The organism is Stenotrophomonas sp. 89682_Sma, from assembly GCF_056481405.1.
This window is the reverse complement of record NZ_CM151147.1, coordinates 1,539,218-1,560,708: the sequence shown is the minus strand read 5'-3', so window position 1 is coordinate 1,560,708 and position 21,491 is coordinate 1,539,218. Positions and strand designations below refer to the sequence as shown.

The following is a 21,491-nucleotide window of genomic DNA, read 5'->3' as shown; positions in this document are numbered from 1 at the left end:
GAAGGCGGCAAGTCGTCGCCGTCACACCATGGCTGTCACGCATCGGCGAAACTACTCGGGTGAATGCTGATCGTCCTCCCCCGCTCTCCTCCACCGCACTGCGCCCGCGAGGCCTGCGGTGAGTGCCGCGTTCCCGCCCAGCTGGTATGCCGCCAGCCTGCCCGAACCACCCGCGCTGCCCCCGCTGCAGGGCGAGGTTCAGGCCGATGTCGCAGTGCTTGGTGCGGGCTACACCGGCCTGACCGCGGCCCTGGAACTGGCCTCACGTGGCCAGCGCGTGGTGGTGCTGGAGGCGCAGCGGATCGGTTGGGGCGCGTCCGGCCGCAATGGTGGCCAGGCGCTGGTCGGCTACGGCTGCGAGGTGGACGAACTGGAGCGTCAGCTGGGTCGTGATGATGCACGCCACCTGTTCGACTGGTCGCGCGACGCGGTGCAGGCGATGCGCACGCGCATCGATCGCCACCGCATCGACTGCCATTGGGTTGAAGGCCACGCCAGCGTGGCCATCCGAGAACGCCACGAGCGTGGCCTGCGCGCCAACTGCGAGCACCTGCAACGCCACTACGACTACCCCATGCAGTGGTGGGGCCGTGACGCTCTGCGCGCGCAGCTGGACAGCCCGCGCTACCGCGCCGCGATGTTCGACCCGCTCAGCGCACACCTGCACCCGCTGGCGTATGCACGCGGTCTGGCCGATGCAGCGCGCGCGGCAGGTGTGGTCATCCACGAGGATTCGCCCGTCGTGCGCATCCAGCGCGGGCCACGGCCGAGCCTGCACACTGCCCAGGGCAGCGTGTGCGCCACGCATCTGGTGGTGGCCGGCAATGCCTGGCTGCAGGGCCTGCTGCCCGAGATGGAACGGCGGATCATGCCGGTGGGCACCTATATCGGTGCCAGTGAGCCACTGGGCGCAGAACGTGCCCGCGCCCTGATCGGCAACAACATGGCCGTGGCCGACACCGCCTGGGCACTGGACTACTTCCGCCTCAGCCACGACCACCGCCTGCTGTTCGGCGGCCGCGCCAGCTACTCGGCACTGCCCCCGCCCGGCCTGCGCGGGGTGATGCAGCGACGCATGCACGATGTCTTCCCGCAGCTGGCCGACGTGGTGCTGGACCAGGTCTGGGGTGGCTACGTGGACATCACCCGCAACCGCGCACCCCACTGGGGCCGGCTGGACGGCAATCTGTACTTCGCGCAGGGGTTTTCGGGGCATGGCGTCGCCGCCGCCGGGTTGGCCGGCGAGGTGATCGCCGCCGCCATCGCCGGCCAGAGCGAGCGCCTGGACGTGTTCCAGCGCCTGCGTCATGCGCCCTTCCCCGGCGGCCGGCTGCTGCGCACGCCGCTGCTGGTGGCGGCGATGTCGTGGTACAAGCTGCGGGATGCGTTGTGGTAGCGGGCCCCTTCCCAGCCACATAATCGGCGCAGGAGCTGGGGAGCACGTAGATGCAGTGGTGGAAGGACGGCCTGCAGGTGAAGATACGCGTCAGCCCCGAGGGGCTGGTGCTGGCGCTGCTCTATGCCTTCGCCTGCTGGGGCGCGCGCAAGCTGTCATTGGACCAGTTCTTCCTGCCTGCCGGCGTGCGGGTGGCCGCACTGTTGCTGTGCCCGCCCCGTCTTTGGCCCTACCTGCTGATTGGTGAATACGCCTACTTCGCGCATCTGCGCATCCCCCTGATCAGCAAATACAACCTGACCTGGGTGATCCTGGCCTCGGTATTCCTGATGCCTGCCGTGATGCTGATCGTGCGCCTGCACCGGAGACTGCTGGCACGTACCACGATCGTCGGCGTGATCTCCATCGCGGCATGCGCCGCGACGGTCATCAGCCTGCTCAACCTGGGAATCTCGTACCTGCTCTGGGCCCCGATGCATGAAGAGACATTTCTCACCAATGTATTGCGCTATGCGCTGGGCGACTTCACCGGCATCCTGATCCTCGCGCCTCTGGCATTGCTGTGGATACGCCGCGCCGAGGAAGAATGGACAACCCGGTCTGTTGCGGCCACGGTCGCAGCACTCGGCGCCATGCTGGTCATTGGCCTGCAGGCGACGCCGGTACCTGCCTCGATCACGGCCCCTGGTTCGCTGCAGTTGTTGTTGATCCTGCCTATTCCCGCAATCGCCCTGACCTGCCTGCTGGGATGGCGCGGCGCGGCCATTGGTGTCGCCGCCGTGAACATGATCCTTGGCCTGAGCGCCCCCGCCGACCATCCGACGGCATTCGACCCGCCCACCTTCGCCACCCAGCAGGCCATGGCCATCGCCAGCATCGCCCTGCTGCTGCTCGGTGCGCGCATCACCCACTTCCAGAGCCAGCACCGGTTGCGCGAGGAAGATGGCAGAGCGGCCCTGCAGCTTGCGCGGAATTCACATCTGGCCAGCGAGATGGACCTGCGCGAACGGGCGGCGCACCTGCGCCAGCTGGGCGATGGCATGGACCTGTCCCTGAATGAAATGGTGAACTGGCTGCATGCCCAGGGTCATCACGCCGTGGCCGACAGCCTGCGGCATACCTCGGAGGTACATTCACGCCTGTTCCGGGCCCAGGCCAGCATGATCTATCCCGCCGCCCTGGAACAGCTGGGCCTGTACGTGGCATTGCAGGCAGGTGGGGTACGTGAGGCATGGAATGCTACGCATCGAATCGGCCAGCCGAGGTTGACGGGGGACCCCTGTGCGCTCGGGGTCGGCCTGCAGCTTGCTGCCTATCGACTCGTGGTCGATGCGGTCTCGCTTCTATTGAAATGCGAGTCTGGACAGATCTCGGTCAGTATCCGCTGCGGAAGTTCCATCCGGAAGCGTGGTGCCTTCATCTGCGTGGCTCTTCTGGACCGCCACGAATCACTGGGAAGCCAGGCAAAGGAACTGGCAAACGAGCAGCTGCTGGGCCGGGTCCTCGCACACGCGGGCCATATGGACCTGAGTGGCAACAGGCTCAGGATGGTGTTGACCGAAGCACGGGAAGCTCCCCGTCAGGCAGGCGCTCCTGAAGCCGTGAAGGAAAGCACACGCTCCATCGACCCTGGCGCCCCCCGGGCCGCGATCTGACCTTCCCAATGAAAGGAGATGCGGATCACTACTCGAAAGTGATCTTTGGTCGGCGCCGAACCCACCCCGTCAGGATCCGGCGCCGGCGTGCAATTGCGCCCCCATGCTTCTATCGATACTGTCATCCAATGGCGCGTCATGGCGCGTTCAAGCAACCCGCACGCCCGCCGCCATGTCACGAGCGAGGGAGGCTCGGGTTTGGACCGATTCAAAAAGGCAGTTGAACTGAGCTTCCGTATCCGGCCAGCCGGGATCGCCCTCGCGGCCGTCTATGCGCTGAGCTGCCTCGGTTCGCGTCAGTTCTCGCTGGATCAGTTCTTCCTGCCGGCGGGCATCCGTGCAGCGGCACTGCTGATCGTACCGACCCGCCTGTGGCCCTACCTGCTGCTGGGCGAGTACGCGTACTTCGCAACGCTGCGCATCCCCATGATCGACACCTATGGCCTGGACTGGGTCATCCTGGCTTCGACACTGCTGATGCCGATGGCGATGCTGGTGGTCTACCTGCATCGGATGAGAATGCCGTCCGAAGCAGCTACCGGTCTCTGGCTGCTGTCACTGTCCTTCTGCACGGCACTGTTCGTCCCGGGTCTCAACCTGGGCATTTCATATGTCCTATGGTCGAACCCACCACCCAGCAATCTGCTGGACGCGGTCGACCGGACGATCTTTGGCCACTTCGCCGCCATCATCACCCTGGTGCCGTTGGCATTCCTCTGGGCGCGACGGCAGGCCGATCCCGGTTGGACCGACCGTTTCGTCGCCCCTACCGCCTCGGCGATCCTGGTGATGCTGGTGCTGGGCCTGTGCATGCAATTGACTAGCGCCGGCGCCCACACGACGCGCACACACATGGTGCTGCTGGCCGCCCTGCCCGCCATCGCCCTGACCTTCATGCATGGGTGGCGCGGTGCGGCCATCGCGATTCCGTTGTTGAACCTCCCCCTGCACGGTGCAACGCCCAGCACCGGCCTGCCTTCCTCATTCGACCTGGGCACGTTCGCCACCCAACAGAACATGGCGGTGATGAGTGTCGCACTGCTGGCACTCGGTTCCAGCATCAGCTACCACCATCAGCGCGCCCGGTCCCGCGGCCTGGCCGAGGCAACCACACTGCGCCTGGCACGCGGCTCGCATCAGACCAGCGAGCGTGAGCTGCGTGAACGGGCCGTCCACCTGAAACACCTGGGCGAGGGCATGGACAGTTCGCTCAGCGAGATGGTCAGCTGGCTGAAGTCCCAAGGCCACCATGCGGTCGCAAACAGCCTGCAGCACGCGTCGTCGGTGCATTCACGCCTGTTCCGTGAACAGGCCAGCCTGGTCTATCCCACTGGACTGGAACAGGTCGGGCTCTACATCGCGCTGCAAGCCGGCGGTGCATGCGAAATCTGGAACAACACGCATCGCGTCATTCCGCCCAGGCTGGCGGGCAATCCCTGCCTGCTGACCGTGGATCTGCAACTGGCCATCTATCGCTCGCTGATCGAGGCGGTTTCACTTCTGCTGGAGCTGGAGACCGGCCAGGTATGCGTGCGTGCCCGAAGTGGTCGGGCAGGCAAACGTCGCGGCATTGTTGCTGTGGTGAGCCTGCTCGACCGTGGCTGCACGCTGTCCACGCGAACCACCCACCAGGCCATCGAGCGCCTGGCCGGGCGGATGCTTGCCTACGGCGGAGCAGTCCACTGTCGGGGCAATCGGCTGCGACTGGTCCTGCATGAACCAATCACCCACGCGTCGCCCGCGGCGGCCTGACACGCAATCCCGCCCGGCGCGCAGCGTTCGCAGCTAAAGTTGCAGCCGAAACCGCCGTTATCCGTGCCGAGCCCCTCCCTCGTGAGCCACCGCATCATGCCCGTCCTGCCGCAGGCCGCCGTCGATGGCGACCTGGCCGATCCGCTGCCGCAGCGGATCCTGCTGGTCGAAAACTCCCGTGCTTTCACCGGCATGCTGCGCGAGGCCATCGAGCAGCGCCTGGAGCTGCCGGTGGTGATCGCCTCCACCCTGGCCGAGGCCGACCGCCTGCTGAACGAAGGTGGCGGCTGGTTCCTGGTACTGACCGGGCTGGTGCTGGCCGATGGCGACCGCGACGCGGTGGTCGAGTTCTTCCTCAAGCGCAACCTGCCCACCGTGGTGGTCAGCGGCGTCTACGACGAGGACCTGCGCAAGCGCGTGCTGCAGCAGCAGATCATCGACTATGTGCTGAAGAACACGCCCGGCAGCATCGATTACCTGGTGTGGCTGGTACAGCGGCTGGAACGCAACCGCCGCATCGCCGCGCTGGTGGTGGATGATTCGCCCTCTGCACGTGGCTATGCCGCCGCCCTGCTGCGCATGTATGGCCATGAGGTGCACGAAGCGGCCGACGGCAACGAGGGCCTGGCGGCGATCGAAGCGCATCCTGCGATCCGCCTGGCGGTGGTCGACCAGGAGATGCCGGGCATGCAGGGCGTGGAGTTCACCCGCCGCCTGCGCACCCTGCGCTCGCGCGACAAGGTGGCGGTGATCGGCATCTCCGGCAATACCGATGCGTCGTTGATCCCGCGCTTCCTGAAGAACGGCGCCAACGATTTCCTGCGCAAGCCGTTCTCGCGCGAGGAATTCTTCTGCCGGGTCTCGCAGAATGTGGACCAGCTGGAGCTGATCGGCACCCTGCAGGACCTGGCCACCCGCGACTTCCTCACCGGGCTGCCCAACCGGCGCTGCTTCCTCGAGCAGAGCCAGCGCCAGCTGCCGCAACTGCAGCTGCACGGGCAGTGCGTGGCGGTGGCGATGATCGACATCGACCACTTCAAGCACATCAACGACACCCATGGCCACGAAGCCGGCGACGATGCGTTGCGCGCTGTGGCCAGCGCGGTGGCCGCGCACGCGCGCAGCCAGGACCTGATCGCACGCTTCGGTGGCGAGGAGTTCTGCCTTCTGGTACCTGACATGGAGCAGGACGAGGCACTGCTGTACTTCGAGGAACTGCGCCAGCGCATCGCCGCGCTGGAGGTCGACATCGGCACTGCAACCCTGCGCATGACCGTCAGCATCGGCCTGTGCTGCCTGCGCCCGCAGCGCGATGCACTGCACCGGCTGATATCCGAAGCCGACCGCCAGCTGTACCTGGCCAAGGCCGGTGGCCGCAACCGGGTCAGCTGCACCACGGTGGCCAGCCCGCTGCGCCCACGCGAGCCGGCGCTGCCCTGACCGGCACGCTTTGATCCAGATCAACGCCGCCCGCGCAGGGCGGCTCTACAGTCGGCCCCGACATACGCATGAAGGGGAGCCGGGGATGGCACTACTGGTCTGGCAGGACGATCTGAACATCGGCATCGATGTGATCGACCAACAACACCGCCGCATCATCGAAATGCTCAACCACCTGCACGTGGCCCAGGCCAGCATGCAGCGTGCCGCGGTGGGTGAAGTGATCGACGAAGTGGTGGACTACACCATGTCGCACTTCGCGTTCGAGGAAGAGCTGATGGAAGAAGCGGGCTACCCGTTCTGTGCCGCGCACAAGCGCGTGCATGAGGTCTTCATCAAGCGGGTATCGGAGTACCGCATGCGCTTCCAGGCCGGCGAGGACATCAGCGACGAACTGCGCACCATGCTTTCGCGCTGGCTGTTCAACCACATCCGTGGTGATGACCAGGCCTATGCCGAACAGGTCAAGGCGCACCTGAACCAGTTCGCCCGCGAACACCAGGGCGGTGGCTGGCTGGGTCGCACGCTCAAGCGCTTCTTTGGTTGAGCCGCAGCGCGCGCCGGTGCAGTGCCACCAGCGCGCACAGGGTGGCAACCGCGGTCAGGCACAGGTAGTAACCCACCGCGACCAGGCCGAAGCGCTCGGCCAGCCAGGTCGCCAGATACGGGGCCGGTGCCGCACCGAGGATGCCGGCCAGGTTGAATGACAGCGAAGCGCCGGTGTAGCGGACCTCCACCGGGTAGATCTCGGCCAGGAAGGTGCCGCAGGGGCCATAGGTCAGGCCCATCAGGAACAGGCCCAGGCACAGGAAGGCGGTGACCAGCCATGGGCTGTGCGGCTGGAACAACGGCGCGAACAGTACGCCGAAGCCGATGATCAGCACGCTGGCGACGATCATGGTGCGACGCGTGCCCCAGCGGTCGCCATAGCGCGCCGACAGCGGGATGCCCAGCGCGAAGAACAGCATGCCGGCCATCTGCATCAGCAGGAACTGCTCGCGGCTGTAGCCCAGCACCGCAGTGCCGTGGCCGAGGCTGAACACCGTCATCAGGTAGAACAGCACGAAGGTGGCGAACGCGCCCAGCGTACCCAACAGCATCGGCACTGGATGGTCACGCAGCACCGTCCACATCGGCAGCCGCACCGGCGCCTTGCGCTCCAGCGCCTTCTTGAAATCGGGCGTCTCGTGGATGTTCAGCCGCACCCACAGTCCCAGACCCACCAGCAGCGCGCTGGCCACGAACGGAATGCGCCAGCCCCACTGCAGGAAGTCGTCCTGGCTCAGGCAGCGGCCCAGCACCAGGAAGATGCCGGCCGACAGCAGGAAACCGATGGGCGCGCCCAGCTGCGGGAACATGCCGTACCAGGCGCGCTTGCCCGGTGGCGCATTCTCGGTGGCCAGCAGCACCGCCCCACCCCATTCGCCGCCCAGCCCCAGCCCTTGGCCGAAGCGGCACAGCGCCAGCAACCCGGGGGCCCACAGGCCAATCTGTGCATGGGTGGGCAACAGGCCGATCAGCACCGTGGACAGGCCCATGGTCAGCAGCGCGGCCACCAGCGTGGCCTTGCGGCCGATACGGTCACCGAAGTGGCCGAACACTGCCGAGCCGACCGGCCGGGCGATGAACGCCACCGCGAAGGTCGCCAGTGACTGCAGCAGGGCCGCCTGCTCGCTGCTGTCCGGGAAGAAAAGGTGCGGGAATACCAGCACTGCTGCCGTGGCGTAGATGTAGAAATCGAAGAATTCGATGGTGGTGCCGATCAGGCTGGCCAGCAGGACTCGACTGGGGGAATTCACGGACGGCGCGGCAGCGGTGATCGTCGACATCGGCAACACGGGTAACGGCGGATCGCCCGATTCTGCCACGGGCCGATGGCCGCACGGGGCGATGGTTTCAGCCGACACCGATGCCAACGGAATTTTTCGGGCCACCCGCTAGGCTGCGCCACCGGTCCCTGCATGGATGCTTTGCCGATGACTGCAGTCGCGCTGTCGTGGTCCGATTCGCCGAAGCTGCCGCGCATGGCGGCGTGGCTGGTGGTACTGCTGGTGCATGGCGGGCTTGCTCTGTGGCTGCTGGACAGCGGCCGGATCGAACTGCGCAGCGACGACGGCCCACGGATCTTGCTGCGTTGGCTGCCACCGGAACTGCCGACGCCGGTAGCCAAGCAGCCCACCTTGCCCTCTGCACAATTGACGCGTCCGGCCGCATCGGTGATGCCCCGCCCTGCCCCGGTTGCGCAGGCAGACAGCGCCCAGCCTGCCGCGGAGAACGCGGCTGCGGTGGCGCCACTGATCCTGAGTCTGCCTGCGGGCAGCATCGACGGTGGTGACGGCATAAGCGCTGCGGGTGTCGCTCCGCGCCTTATTGGTCGCCGCGAGATACACCCGGCATTCGCGGCGCGCCGCAACTACTTCCGGATCCGTCGGCAGATGACCCCCGAGCAGATCGTGCATGGCGTCGCGCAACTGCTGGGTTTGTGGCCACCGGGCTACATCGTCGACCCGTGCGAGCTGGGCAAGCAGGACATGGACTATTTCCAGAACGCCGTCGAAGAAGCCGACCGCGACATGCTGCGTGCGGCGGTGTTGCAGGTGAGCGCGCGTTGCCGGTAGTCGCATTACTGTGGCGTCGAGCTTGCTCGACGGCTTCTAGCATTCTGTAGCGCCGAGCCATGCTCGGCTGCATCTCGCGAAGTGCAGTCGAGCATGGCTCGACTCTACTAAGAGCAAACAGCAGCCGAGCGTGGGCTCGGCTCTACGAAAAGCGCTAGGCAGGCGCGTCGTTACAACTGGATCCAGGTGGCCTTGATTTCGCTGTACTTGCCGAAGGCGTGCAGCGATTTGTCCCGGCCGTTGCCGGATTGCTTGTAGCCACCGAACGGGGCCGTCATGTCACCACCGTCCCAGCCGTTCACCCAGACGCTGCCGGCGCGCAGCTGGCGTGCGACACGATGGGCGCGGCCCAGGTCACGCGTCCACAGGCCCGCCGCCAATCCATAGCGGCTGTCATTGGCCACGCGCACCGCTTCGGCCTCGTCGTCGAAACCAAGCACGGCCAGCACTGGCCCGAACACTTCCTCGCGTGCCAAGGCGTGATCCGGACGCACCTGGTCGAACACCGTGGGCTGCACGTAGCAGCCGCCGGCCTCCACCTCGGCCCGATGGCCCCCCATCAGCAGACGAGCGCCCTCGCCTTCGGCACGGGCGATATCGGCCAGCACCTTGTCCACGTGCGCGGCGTCGACCAGCGCACCCATCGGTGCATCGGCCTCCAGTGGATGGCGGGGCTGCATGTGCTGGCCATAGGCAATCACCTGGTGCACGAAGTCCTCACGGATCGAGCGCTGCACCAGCAGCCGCGAGCCGGCGGTGCAGACTTCGCCCTGGTTGAAGAAGATGCCCTGCGCCACGGCCTTGGCCGCTGCGTCCAGGTCCGGCGCATCGGCGAACACCAGGTGTGGGCTCTTGCCACCGCATTCCAGCCAGACCCGCTTGAGGTTGGACCGTCCCGCATGCTCCAGCAGCTTCGCGCCGGTGGCGGTGGAACCGGTGAAGGCCAGCACGTCCACGTCCATATGCAGTGCCAAGGGCTCGCCCACGCGCGCACCATGGCCGGGCAGCACGTTCAGCACTCCGTCCGGCAGGCCCGCCTCGGCCGCCAGCGCCGCCAGCCGCAACGCCGACAGGGGCGAACGCTCGGACGGCTTGAGGACCACCGAATTGCCCATCGCCAGTGCCGGCGCGATCTTCCAGCAGGCCATCAGCAACGGGAAATTCCATGGCACGACCGCCGCCACCACGCCGGCAGGCTCGCGCGTGACCAGCCCCAGCTCGTGTGGGCCGGTCGGCGCGATTTCCCCGTACAGCTTGTCCACCGCTTCGGCGGTCCAGGCCAGGCAGCGCACCACGCCGGGCAGGTCGATACGGCGTGCGTCGCGCACCGGCTTGCCCATATCCAGGGTTTCCAGCAGCGCCAGCTCATCGGCGTGCTTCTCCACCAGCGCGGCCAGCGCCAGCAACACGCGCTTGCGATGCGCCGGGCTGGCCTGCGACCAGTGGCCCGCATCGAAGGCACGCCGCGCCGCCAGCACTGCGCGCTCCACGTCCTGTGCATCGCAGTCGGCGACCGCCGCGAGCACACGGCCATCGATGGGGCTGATGCAGTCGAAGCGGGCGCCGCTGGCGGCGTCGGTGTAGCGGCCATCGATGAAGGCCTGGCCGGGCATCGAAAGCTGCTGCGACAACGCCTGCCAGTGGCTGCGGTGGGGAAAGTCGGCCATGTCGGGCTCCACGGAACAGTTTCCCCGGTTATACCGGCGCGACCGCGACTTCACCGTGACGTGGCTGCGCTACATTTCCCCCATCGGACCCGACGGAGCTGGCATGAAGCGTCCCGGAAGCGACCTGCACGACCTTGCTACCCAGCGCCCGGAATCACTGGAGGCGTACTGGATGCCGTTCACCTCCAACCGCCAGTACAAGGCGGCGCCGCGTGTGCTGGTGCGTGCCCAGGGCATGCACTACGAGGATGTCGACGGCCGCCAGATCCTCGACGGTACCGCCGGCCTGTGGTGCTGCAACGCCGGCCACGCGCGGCCGCGCATCGTCGAGGCCATCGTCGAGCAGGCGCATACGCTCGACTACTCGCCCGCCTTCCAGATGGGCTCGCCGCCGGCATTCGCGCTGGCGCAGCGGCTGGCCGCATTGGCACCAACGCCCCTGAACCATGTGTTCTTCACCAGCTCCGGCTCGGAGGCGGTGGATACCGCGATGAAGATCGTGCTGGCCTACCACCGCCAGCGCGGCGAGGGCCAGCGCACGCGCTTCATCAGCCGCGAGAAGGCCTACCACGGCGTCGGCTTCGGCGGCATGGCACTAGGCGGCTTGCCCAACAACCGCAGGGCGTTCGGCCTGCAGCTGGGCGGCGTGGACTACCTGCGCCACACCCTGGACCTGCAGCGCAATGCATTCAGCAGGGGCCTGCCGCGCCAGGGCGCTGAACTGGCCGACGACCTGGAGCGGCTGATCGCGCTGCATGACGCCTCGACCATCGCGGCGGTCTTCGTCGAGCCCATCGCTGGGTCCGCCGGGGTCATCCTGCCGGCGCCGGGCTACCTGCAGCGCCTGCGCGAGCTGTGCGATCACCACGGCATCCTGCTGGTGTTCGATGAGGTCATCACCGGCTTCGGCAGGGTCGGCATGCCCTTCGCCGCACAGCGCTTCGGGGTCACCCCCGACCTGCTGACCTTCGCCAAGGCGGTCAGCAACGGCGCGGTGCCGCTGGGCGGCGTGCTGGCCAGCGATGCGGTGCACGCTACGTTGATGCAGGCGCCACCGCAGGCCATCGAGCTGTTCCACGGCTATACCTACTCTGGTCACCCGCTGGCCTGTGCGGCCGCGCTGGCCACTCTGGAGGTCTACGCCGAGGAGCGCCTGTTCGAGCGGGCCATCGAACTGGGCGAATACTGGCAGGAACGGCTGCATGCGCTGCAGGGCCTGCCCAACGTGATCGACATCCGCAACTTCGGGCTGGTCGGGGCGGTCGAGCTGGCGCCACGCCGGGACATGCCCGGCAGCCGCGGCTACGAGGTGTTCCGGCGCTGCTTCCACGATGGCCGGCTGCTGGTGCGCTGCACCGGTGACATCATCGCGCTGTCACCGCCGCTGATCGTGGACAAGGCGCAGATCGACCAGATCACCGGCACGCTGGGTGAGATGATCCGGGCCACGGCCTGAGCCCGGGCCGGCGGCGGCGAGCGGGTACAATGGTCGGTTCCGCTCCTGCTCGTTGCCGTGCCCATGGATATCGTCGTCAAAGAAGAACTCAAGGCCTATATCGACCCACTGACCCCGGACGAACATGACGCGCTGGAGCGCAGCATCCTGGCCGAAGGCTGCCGCGATGCACTGGTACTGTGGGGTGACGTGCTGGTCGATGGCCATAACCGCTTCGGCATCTGCCAGAAGCACGGCCTGCCGTTCAACACCGTGCAGAACACCCGCTTCCAGAGCATGGAAGACGTGCACCTGTGGATGATCGAGCAGCACCTGGGGCGCCGTAGCGTGTCCGACTTCCAGCGCGGCGTGCTGGCGCTGCGCAAGCGCGACATCCTGGCCGCCCGCAAGCAGGTCGAGCAGGCCCAGCTGCAGCGCGAGAGCGATGGCACGGCAGAGATGGCCGATGAAGGCGGTGAAGACAGCCCGCCGTGGGAGCCGGCACCGAAGGTCAGCCGCGCCGAGCTGGCCCGCGAGGCCAAGCTGAGCACCAGCCAGGTCGGCATGATCGAACGCATCCACGCCCAGGCCGCGGCCGAGGTGGTGGAAGCGGTGAAGGCCGGCATGATCTCGATCAGCGCCGCCGCGGCCGTGGCCGACCTGCCTGAAGAAGAACAGCGCGCCGCCGCCGCCGGTGGCAAGGACGAGCTGAAGCAGGCCGCCAAGCGCGTGCGCGAGTCCAAGCGCAAGCCGCGCGCGCCGAAGCCTGAACCGGCCGAGATGGATTTCGAGGAGGCGGATGAGGACGAGATCGCCAGCCGCGATGCCGAAGTGCTGTCCGCACTGGAACAGCTGGGCGAGGATGCACCGGCCCTGCGCCGTCGCGTGGTCGCCCTGACCCGCGAGAACGACACCCTGCGCGCGCAGCTGGCCGCGCTGCGCAAGCAGCTGGAAGCGCTCTGACCCCTTGGGTAGTGCCGGCCGCTGGCCGGCAACCCCATGAACGTATCGGGTGAACTGCAGATGCCGGCCAGCGGCCGGCACTACCCGACGCTCATTCGGTGGCGGTTAGACTTCCGGCATGACGCCTGCCATCGATCCGCGCCGCGCTCAGCTGCGGCGCCTGAAAGCCCTCGCGCTGGGCCTGCTGCTGCTGATGCTGGCCGGTTTCGCGGTCAGCCACTGGCAGGGCGAACGCGGCATCTGGGCCTGGGTTTCGGCCTTCTGCGAAGCCGCAGCCGTGGGCGCGCTGGCCGACTGGTTCGCCGTGGTCGCGCTGTTCCGGCGGCCGATGGGCCTGCCGATTCCGCACACCGCGATCATCCCGCGCAGCAAGGAGCGCATCGGCGACAGCCTGGCGCTGTTCGTGCGCGACCAGTTCCTGGAGCCAGGTGTGCTGCTGGCCAAGCTGCAGGTGTTCGATCCGGCCAGCCGCCTCGGTAGCTGGCTGGCCGACCCGGCACGCTCGCGCATGCTGGCCGACATGGCTCGCGGCTGGGCGCTGCAGGCGCTGGATTTCTTCGACGAAACCGCCGTGCGCCGGCAGCTGCACGGCTTCGTGGTGCAGCAGTTGCGGCAGTGGAATGCCGCTGCCACTGCCGGTGAACTGCTGGCCCTGCTGACCGCCGATGGTCGCCATCAACGCGTGCTGGACGAGGGCCTGCAGCGGCTGGGCCGCTGGCTGGAACAGCCGGAGGTGAAGGAACGCGCCTCGCAGCTGATCGTGCGCTACATCCAGCGCGAATGGCCGACGCTGTCGAGCACGGTGAACTGGGTCAAGCCGATCGACGAGATCGGCGACAGCCTGGCCGAACGCCTGGCCCGCGCGGTGCTGGAAGAGCTGCAGCAGGTGCTGGCCGAGCCGCAGCATCCGCTGCGCCAGGACTACGAGACCTGGTTGCAGAACTACGTGCAGCGCCTGCGCGAGGATCCGGCGCTGGCCGAGCGCATCGAGCAGCTCAAGCAGGAAATGATCGACCACCCGGCCCTGCAGGAGTACGTGCAGGGGCTGTGGGCGCGCATCCACGCCAGCCTGCGGGCGGACCTACAGCGCGAGGATTCGGCGCTGGTCGGCCACCTGCAGCGCAGCCTGGGTTCGCTCGGTGCCAGCCTGCAGGCCGACCCGGCGCTGCGCGAGGCACTGAACCAGCATCTGATGGAAGGTGCGCAGCGCCTGACCGGGCGCCTGCGCGAGGGCGTCACCACGCATATCGCGCAGACCGTGAAGGGCTGGGACGAGCGGCACCTGGTCGAACAGCTGGAACTGAGCGTGGGCCGTGACCTGCAGTTCATCCGCTTCAACGGCACCCTGGTCGGCGGGCTGATCGGCCTGCTGCTGCACGCTGCGACGGTCCTTTTCCACTTCTGAAGCCTCCCTGCACGGGAGCGGGTGCCGTCACGCTTGATTAACGAAATGCGAATGCCTATCATTTGCTAATCGGTTGTACGCTTAGCCAAGCGGGGCACGGAAGCACGCACCCACCCGCCCCTTCGCCCGTGTACATCCCCCGACTACCGGGTCGCCCGCACTGCGCGGGTGGCGCACCGTCGATGGGACTCGCTGGGCGACGTGCGCGGAGCGCGCGGTTGCTGCGTCTGCGCATTCCATCGCCTGTTTCGTCCTGCATGGAATCGCACCGATGGCAATGCCGCTCAACCACCCTCGTCCCTCTCTGCTGGCCCTGGCCGTGACCGCACTGATGATCGCTCCGCTGGCACACGCCGACGGCACCGCTGAATCTTCCGCGCGCACGCTGGACACCGTGAAGGTGACCGCCGATGGCGAGATTCCGAACAGCTACACGGTGAAGAACGCGCGCAGCGCGACCAGGCTGGACCTGTCGTTGCGCGAGACGCCGCAGTCGGTGACCGTGATCACCCGCCAGCGCCTGGACGACATGGGCCTGTTCTCGCTGTCGGACGTGATGGGCCAGGTGACCGGCGTCAGCGTGTCGGTCACCGACAGCGAGCGCATCAACTATGTTTCGCGCGGCTACACCATCGACAATTTCCAGATCGACGGCATGCTCAACACGTTCGGTGGCTCGGTCAAGACCAACACCGACAGCGTGATCTACGAGCGTATCGAGGTGATCCGTGGCGCCACCGGCCTGACCACCGGCGCCGGCGATCCCTCCGGCACCATCAGCATGATCCGCAAGCGCCCCACTGACACCTTCCAGATGGGCGCCAACCTCACCGCGGGACGCTGGGGCAACCGCCGCCTGGAAGCCGATCTCGGTGGTCCGGTTGCCTGGGACGGCCGCATCCGTGCGCGCGTGGTCGCGGCCAAGCAGCAGAGCGATTCATTCCGTGATGTCTATTCGCTCGACAAGGATGTGTTCTACGGCATCGTGCAGGCCGACCTGAGCGACAACACGCTGTTCGAAGTGGGCTACGAATACCAGTCGCCCCGCACCACCGGCGTGACCTGGGGCGTGGTGCCGTACTGGGGTGCCGATGGCACGCCAGCCAACCTGCCTCGCTCGACCAACCTGTCGGCCTCGTGGAGCGCCTGGCCGATCGTGGAGAAGACCAGCTTCGCGCGGCTGGAGCAGCAGCTCGGCAACGGCTGGTCGGTGAAGGGCAATATCAGCCACGCCGTGCGTGATACCGACGGCAGCGTCTGGTACGGCGCCGCCGGCAATCCGCGTGCCGATGGAACCGGCGTCACCGCCTACATCTCGCACTTCAACGAGCACAGCACGATGGACGTGTTCGACGTCAACGTCGGTGGTCCGTTCCAACTGTTCGGTCGCGAGCATGAACTGGTGTTCGGCCTGGGCCAGTCGGTGCGCAAGGGCGAGTCGGAAGGCATGGACTTCGACTACGACGATGCCTATGCCGTGGTGCCGGACTGGCGCCACTGGACCGGCAATGTGCCGGTGCTGCCGGTGACCCGCCTGGGCAGGCTGTCTTCGCAGAATGAACTGCGCCAGCGCGCAGCCTACGTTGCCGCGCGGCTGCGCCTGGCCGACCCGCTGCTGGCGGTGGTCGGCGCACGCTACGGCAGCTGGGAAACCCGCAGCTGGGCCTACGGCTACGATGTCAATGGCAGCCGCAACCGCACTACCCGCACCGGCTACAGGCCGGACGACATGCTCACCCCGTATGCCGGCCTGGTCTACGACTTCAATTCGATCTTCAGCGGTTATGTCAGCTACACCGACATCTTCAAGCCGCAGAACTACCGCGACCGCAATGGCAACTACCTGGAGCCGGTGGTCGGCAACATGTACGAAGCAGGCGTCAAGGCCGAGTTCTTCGGCGGCCTGCTCAATGCCTCGGCCGCCGTGTTCGAGGGCAAGCAGAACAACGTCGCCGAGATCGATGATTCGGTGCCGGTGAACTCGCTGCCCGACGGCAGCCAGGCCTACCGCTCCACTGGCAAGGGCAACAAGGTCAAGGGCTGGGAGATCGAAACCCAGGGCAGCATCGGCGAGCAGTGGAACGTCTCGGCCGGTTTCGCCCACACCGTCATCCGCAACAAGGACGGCGTGCTGCAGCGGACCACAGCCCCACAGGATACCTTCCGGCTCAACACCAGCTGGCGCCCTGGCGGTGTCGACGGCCGCTTCTGGCTGGGTGGTGGCGTGACCTGGCAGAGCAGCATCTGGAACACCAGCACCAAACCCGACCGCAGCAAGGCCAGGATCACCCAGGACGCGTTCTACCTGGTCAACCTCGCCGGCGGCTACCGCTTCAACGAGAACTTCAGCGCCCAGCTGAACATCAACAACCTGCTGGACAAGAAGTATTTCAACAACGTCGGTTTCTACAACGGCGTGTACTGGGGCGAACCACGCAATGTCACCGTGACGCTGCGCTGGAAGCTCTGACCCTGATGGATGGCACCGGTTCTGCGACCGGTGCCAGGCCAGGGATGGCCTCCTCCGGCGCACTGCGGTGCGCCGGCCCTCTTCCACTGAAACCTGCAGGAACGCCGTGGACCGCTCGCCCGCAACCGCCAGCCCCCGCACCTTTTTCTCCAACCCGCGCTGGGGCGTGCTGTCACGTTCGTTGGCCGCGATCTTCGGCGGCTATGCGCTGGCCTCGGTGACCAGCGTGTTCTGCGCGGTGGCGCTGCCCGGCGCGCGCGGCCAGACCGTGCTGACCGGCATGCTGCTGGCGATCCTGGTCGCCGCCTGTGCCGCCCTGTGGGCATTCGCCACCCGCAGCGCACTGCGCGCCTGGGTGGGCATCCTCGCCCCGGCCCTGCTGATGGCAGGCATTTCGCGCCTGATGGGGGCCTGGGCATGAAGAACGGATTCCGCCAATCGATGGCCTGGCTGCATACCTGGACCGGGCTGCTGGTCGGCTGGTTGCTGCTGCTGATCTTCATGGCGGGCACAGCCAGCTATTACCGCGAGGAAATCAGCCGCTGGATGCGCCCGGAGCTGCCGGCCAACAAGGTCAACATCGATGTGGCCGCGCAGCGCGCGGTGGACTACCTGCAGGCCAATGCCAGCCAGGCCGGGAACTGGTTCGTCACGCTGCCGCAGCCGCGCAACCCGGCCATGCAGATGTTCTGGCGGTTGCCACCGGAGCTGGCCGACCCCAGCCGTGGCCGCCGCGGTGGCTTTGGCGACGCCACGCTGGACCCGAACACCGGCCAGGCATTGGAGGCGCGCGAGACCCGCGGCGGCGACTTCTTCTACCGGCTGCACTTCGACCTGCACTACATCCCGGTGCTGTGGGCGCGCTATCTGGTCGGCTTCTGCGCGATGTTCATGCTGGTGGCGATCATCACCGGCGTCATCACCCACAAGAAAATCTTCAAGGACTTCTTCACCTTCCGCAAGGACAAGGGCCTGCGTTCCTGGCTGGATTTCCACAACGTCAGCGCAGTGATGGCGCTGCCGTACCACGCGATGATCACCTACACCGGCATCGTCACCCTGATGATCATGTACCTGCCTTGGGGCGTGAAGGTGGCCTATCCGCAGGACGAGGACAAATTCTTCTTCGAGGCCTTCGGCGGCATGCCAGAGGTGACCGCGCCGGCCGAAGGACGCGCCACCCCGCTGCCGATCGCACAGCTGCTGGACAGCGCACGCGCGCATTGGCACGGCGTGGAAGTGGCCGGCTTCACCGTGTCCAACCCGGGCGCGGCCAATGCGGTGATCGACATACGCCAGCGCGACGGCAAGCGACTGTCCACCGACACCCCGGCCGTGCGCTACAACATGGTCAGCGGTGCGCTGCTGGAAGAAACACCGCCTTCCGGTGGCGCCACCGCCACCCGCGGCGTGCTGTACGGCCTGCATCTGGCACGCTTTGCCGACTGGGGCCTGCGCGCGTTGTTCTTCCTGTCCGGCCTGGTCGGCTGCCTGATGGTGGCCAGCGGCGTGGTGCTGTGGGCGGTGAAGGAACGGCCGAAGCATGCCAAGAGTGGACGCACCGGCTTCGGCCTGCGCTTGGTCGATGCGCTGAACATCGGCACCGTAGCCGGCCTGCCGATTGCCTTCGCGGCCTACTTCTGGGGCAACCGCCTGCTGCCGCTGGACATCGCCGAGCGCTCCAGCGCCGAGGCCAACGTGTTCTTCTACGCCTGGGGCGCGGCGCTGCTGGCCGCCTTCATCTGGCCCAAGCGGATGATGTGGGCGTGGCAGCTGTACCTGGGCGCGGCCGCGTTCGCGCTGGTGCCGGTGGTCAACGCGCTGACCACGCATGCCCACCTCGGCGTCACCCTGCGCAACGGTGACTGGGTGTTGGCCGGCGTTGATCTGTCGATGATTGCCTTCGGCGCGATGCTGGCGATGTGCGGCTGGCGCATGCAGCGCTGGACGCCTCCGCTGAGTGCGGCCGAGAAGAAGAAGCGCGCGGCTGCCGCAGCAGCGCCGAAGGCATCCGTCGAAGCGGCCGAAGCGGAGGCCAGCGCATGATGCTGCTGGCTCTGACGCTGTCGTTCTCTGCGTTCACCGCCCTGTCGCTGGGGATGGAAAAGCACCAGCACGACCTGCATGGCAAGGCCGCTGCTGCACCGGCACGGCGGATGCAGTGGCGGGTACTGGGCTGGGTGCTGCTGACAGTGGCCTTCGCACTGTGCGTGGCCGACCACGGCTGGGCGATGGGCCCGGTGCTGTGGCTGGGTGCGATGACCGTGGGTGGCGTGGTGCTGTCGTTCGGGTTGTACCCGTATCGGCCAACGTGGATCGCGCCGCTGGCGATCGCGCTGCCGGTGCTGGGGCTGGTGGTGGCGTTGCTGTAACCGCCATCCACGCATGGCGTGGATCTACCGGACCCACGCTCGCCGGGCATGGCCCGGCGCTACCGTTCTGCGCGCACGTGGGTAGTGCCGGCCGCTGGCCGGCATCCCCTTTCGGCTGGAATCACCCCAACCGCTTCAGTTCCCACGCGCGGTGGATGCGCGCGTTGCGCTCGAAGTCCGGGCCGATGGTGCGCGCGGTGATCTCGCGGCACTGGGCGAACTCGGCGATGGCGTTCTCTTCCAGCTTGAAGCGGCGGAAGTTGTTGGAGAAGTACAGCACACCGCCGGGCGCCAATCGTGCCACCGCCGCACGCAGCAGCTTCAGCTGCTCACGCTGCACGTCGAAATCGTCGGCGCGCGCGGAGTTGGAGAAGGTCGGCGGATCGCAGAAGATCACATCGTACTGGCCACGGTCCGCTTCCAGCCATGCCATCGCATCGGCCTGCACCAGCAGGTGCTGGTTGCCGCCCTGCCCGTTCAAGGCCAGGTTGTCGTAGCACCACTGAAGGTAGGTAGCCGACAGATCGACGCTGGTGGTGCTGGCGGCACCGGCCACGGCGGCCTGCACGCTGGCCACGCCCGTATAGCAGAACAGGTTGAGGAAGCGCTTGCCACGCACCTGCTCGGCCATCATCCGGCGCAGCGGGCGGTGGTCGAGGAACAGGCCGGTATCGAGGTAGTCGAACAGGTTCACCTGCAGCAGCGCGTTGTTCTCGCGCACCACGATGAACTCATCACGCTGCTCGAAACGGCCGTACTTGCTGCCGCCCTTGCCGCGCTCTCGCGACTTCATCGAGACCTGCTCCGGCGGCACGCCGAACACTTCACGCGCGGCGGCCAGCAGTTCGTTACGACGGCGGCGCACGTCGTTCTCCGGAATCGCCGCCGGTGCGGCGTACTCCTGCACATGCAGGAAGGTGCGGCGCTTGCCACCATCTTCCTCGTAGACGTCAATGGCGGCCGCGTATTCCGGCAGGTCGGCGTCATAGGCGCGGAAGCAGGTGATGTCTTCGCGGGCGCGCCAGCTCTTGAACTTCTTCAGGTTCTTGCGCAGGCGGTTGGCCACCATCTGCGCACCTTCGCTCAACTCGCGCGGCTGCGCCGGATCGCGGCCCGGCACGGCGATCGGGTCGCAGACGATCAGCGCGCATTCCAGTGCGCCGTTGAACATCTGGTACTTCTTGCCGGCGCGCAGGCCGGTGGCGAAGGCCAGTTCGTCGTTGCCGCACAGCAGGCTGGCGCGCCACTGCGGCACGGCCTTCTGCAGGGCATTGCCCAGCGCGCGGTACAGCGCCGGATCGGCGGCCAGGCGTTCGTCGTACGGCGGGTTGCAGACCACCGCGCCGATCTCCTGTTCGGGCGCAGCCAGGTCGGCCACGTCGGCACGGGTGAAGCGGATCGCATGGGCGACGCCCGCCACTTCCGCATTCTCGCGTGCCGCCTGGATCGCGGTCGGGTCGATGTCACTGCCGTGGATGACCGGCTTCAGCGCGGCCAGGCCGGCCGCCTCGCGGTCACGCGCTTCGCTCTGGATCGCCTTCCAGGCGGCCTTGTCGAAGCCCAGCCAGCGGCTCGGCGGCAGGCTGCCATGGCGCATCAGGCCGGGGGCGACATCGGCGGCCATCAGCGCGCCTTCGATCAGCAGCGTGCCGCTGCCGCACATCGGGTCCAGCAGGCCACCACCGGCGGCATGCAGGCGCGGCCATTGCGCGCGCAGCAGCAGCGCGGCGGCCAGGTTTTCCTTCAGCGGTGCCTCGTGGGCGGCGCCACGCCAGCCACGGCGATGCAGCGGGCCGCCACCGAGGTCGATCGACAACGAGGCGCGGCCCTTGCGCAGCGACAGATTCACGCGCACATCAGGCAGATCGGTGTTGACCGAGGGACGCTCCAGGCCTTCATCGCGCATGCGGTCGACGATGGCGTCCTTGATCCGCTGCGCGGCGAAACGCGCGTGGGTGATCTTGTCGCCGGACACGTGCGCATCCACCGCCAGGGTCATCTCCGGCTTGATGTGCTCGTGCCACGGCAGCGCACGCACGCCGTCGTACAGGGCCTGTTCGTCCGGACAGTCGAACTCGTCGATCGGCCACAGCACGCGGCTGGCCAGACGCGACCACATCACGATCCGCAGCGCCTGCTCCAGTTCGCCCTCGGCATTGACGCCGGCAATGGTGGCAGTGGCCTTGCCAAGGCCCAGGGCCGACAGTTCATCGGCAAGCAGGTATTCCAGGCCCTTGGCACAGGAGACGAAGAATTTCACGGGATCGGTTCGCAGGTGGTCGGGCGCGGCACAAGGGCCGGGCCGGTCGGAAAGGAGG

Annotated in this window: 16 protein-coding genes; 13 read left to right on the top strand and 3 right to left on the bottom strand. The window is 67.2% G+C overall.

Features of this window, described 5'->3' with window-relative positions; all coding sequences use genetic code 11:
* Positions 1 to 118: 118 nt before the first annotated feature.
* The 5 genes from ACZK29_RS07175 (at position 119) to ACZK29_RS07155 (ending at position 6,790) form a co-directional block, all read left to right on the top strand.
* Positions 119 to 1,396: an NAD(P)/FAD-dependent oxidoreductase gene (locus ACZK29_RS07175; RefSeq protein WP_111204404.1), complete on the top strand. Its 1,278-nt coding sequence runs from the start codon at positions 119 to 121 to the stop codon at positions 1,394 to 1,396.
* A gap of 50 nt (positions 1,397 to 1,446) precedes the next feature.
* Positions 1,447 to 3,051: an MASE1 domain-containing protein gene (locus ACZK29_RS07170; RefSeq protein WP_111204405.1), complete on the top strand. Its 1,605-nt coding sequence runs from the start codon at positions 1,447 to 1,449 to the stop codon at positions 3,049 to 3,051.
* A 198-nt stretch (positions 3,052 to 3,249) separates the two neighbouring features.
* Entirely contained in the window at positions 3,250 to 4,803 is a 1,554-nt protein-coding gene (locus ACZK29_RS07165; protein WP_459047634.1) for an MASE1 domain-containing protein, read from the top strand.
* A gap of 96 nt (positions 4,804 to 4,899) precedes the next feature.
* Entirely contained in the window at positions 4,900 to 6,243 is a 1,344-nt protein-coding gene (locus tag ACZK29_RS07160; protein ID WP_106550344.1) for a diguanylate cyclase, read from the top strand.
* An 85-nt stretch (positions 6,244 to 6,328) separates the two neighbouring features.
* Positions 6,329 to 6,790 (top strand): bacteriohemerythrin, encoded by a 462-nt coding sequence (locus tag ACZK29_RS07155; protein ID WP_004151683.1) that lies wholly within the window; start codon positions 6,329 to 6,331, stop codon positions 6,788 to 6,790.
* Here the strand turns inward: ACZK29_RS07155 and ACZK29_RS07150 are convergent.
* Complete coding sequence (locus ACZK29_RS07150) at positions 6,771 to 8,072, bottom strand: MFS transporter (protein WP_111204407.1); 1,302 nt, start codon at positions 8,070 to 8,072, stop codon at positions 6,771 to 6,773. The genes ACZK29_RS07155 and ACZK29_RS07150 overlap by 20 nt on opposite strands.
* Before the next feature lie 147 nt (positions 8,073 to 8,219).
* Here ACZK29_RS07150 and ACZK29_RS07145 point away from each other — a divergent pair, with 147 nt between their 5' ends.
* On the top strand, positions 8,220 to 8,861 hold the full coding sequence (locus ACZK29_RS07145) for a hypothetical protein (protein WP_111204408.1): 642 nt from the start codon (positions 8,220 to 8,222) through the stop codon (positions 8,859 to 8,861).
* 170 nt (positions 8,862 to 9,031) lie between these two features.
* Here the strand turns inward: ACZK29_RS07145 and ACZK29_RS07140 are convergent, their stop codons facing one another.
* Positions 9,032 to 10,528 carry an aldehyde dehydrogenase gene (locus tag ACZK29_RS07140; protein ID WP_111204409.1) on the bottom strand — a complete coding sequence of 499 codons (1,497 nt, stop codon included), beginning with the start codon at positions 10,526 to 10,528 and terminating at the stop codon, positions 9,032 to 9,034.
* Positions 10,529 to 10,631: 103 nt separating this feature from the next.
* Between ACZK29_RS07140 and aptA the strand changes: the two genes are divergently transcribed.
* The 7 genes from aptA (at position 10,632) to ACZK29_RS07105 (ending at position 19,173) form a co-directional block, all read left to right on the top strand.
* Positions 10,632 to 11,984: an omega-aminotransferase AptA gene (gene aptA, locus ACZK29_RS07135; protein WP_111204410.1), complete on the top strand. Its 1,353-nt coding sequence runs from the start codon at positions 10,632 to 10,634 to the stop codon at positions 11,982 to 11,984.
* 63 nt (positions 11,985 to 12,047) lie between these two features.
* Positions 12,048 to 12,926 carry a ParB N-terminal domain-containing protein gene (locus ACZK29_RS07130; RefSeq protein WP_111204411.1) on the top strand — a complete coding sequence of 293 codons (879 nt, stop codon included), beginning with the start codon at positions 12,048 to 12,050 and terminating at the stop codon, positions 12,924 to 12,926.
* Positions 12,927 to 13,044: 118 nt separating this feature from the next.
* A complete protein-coding gene (locus ACZK29_RS07125; protein ID WP_459047503.1) occupies positions 13,045 to 14,331 on the top strand; it encodes a DUF445 domain-containing protein in 1,287 nt (428 codons plus the stop codon).
* Positions 14,332 to 14,602: 271 nt separating this feature from the next.
* Positions 14,603 to 16,801: a TonB-dependent siderophore receptor gene (locus tag ACZK29_RS07120; RefSeq protein ID WP_478446844.1), complete on the top strand. Its 2,199-nt coding sequence runs from the start codon at positions 14,603 to 14,605 to the stop codon at positions 16,799 to 16,801.
* Positions 16,802 to 16,907: 106 nt separating this feature from the next.
* Entirely contained in the window at positions 16,908 to 17,222 is a 315-nt protein-coding gene (locus ACZK29_RS07115) for a DUF3649 domain-containing protein (RefSeq protein ID WP_459047501.1), read from the top strand.
* The gene (locus ACZK29_RS07110) at positions 17,219 to 18,847 is read left to right on the top strand and encodes a PepSY-associated TM helix domain-containing protein (RefSeq protein ID WP_478446843.1); all 1,629 of its coding nucleotides are present in this window, start codon (positions 17,219 to 17,221) and stop codon (positions 18,845 to 18,847) included. Before ACZK29_RS07115 ends, ACZK29_RS07110 begins: the two co-directional genes overlap by 4 nt.
* Positions 18,844 to 19,173 (top strand): DUF3325 domain-containing protein, encoded by a 330-nt coding sequence (locus ACZK29_RS07105; protein WP_478446842.1) that lies wholly within the window; start codon positions 18,844 to 18,846, stop codon positions 19,171 to 19,173. The genes ACZK29_RS07110 and ACZK29_RS07105 overlap by 4 nt, the downstream gene beginning before the upstream one ends.
* A gap of 121 nt (positions 19,174 to 19,294) precedes the next feature.
* Here ACZK29_RS07105 and rlmKL read toward each other — a convergent pair whose 3' ends face one another.
* Complete coding sequence (gene rlmKL / locus ACZK29_RS07100) at positions 19,295 to 21,433, bottom strand: bifunctional 23S rRNA (guanine(2069)-N(7))-methyltransferase RlmK/23S rRNA (guanine(2445)-N(2))-methyltransferase RlmL (protein WP_249844542.1); 2,139 nt, start codon at positions 21,431 to 21,433, stop codon at positions 19,295 to 19,297.
* Between the last annotated feature and the right edge of the window lie 58 nt (positions 21,434 to 21,491).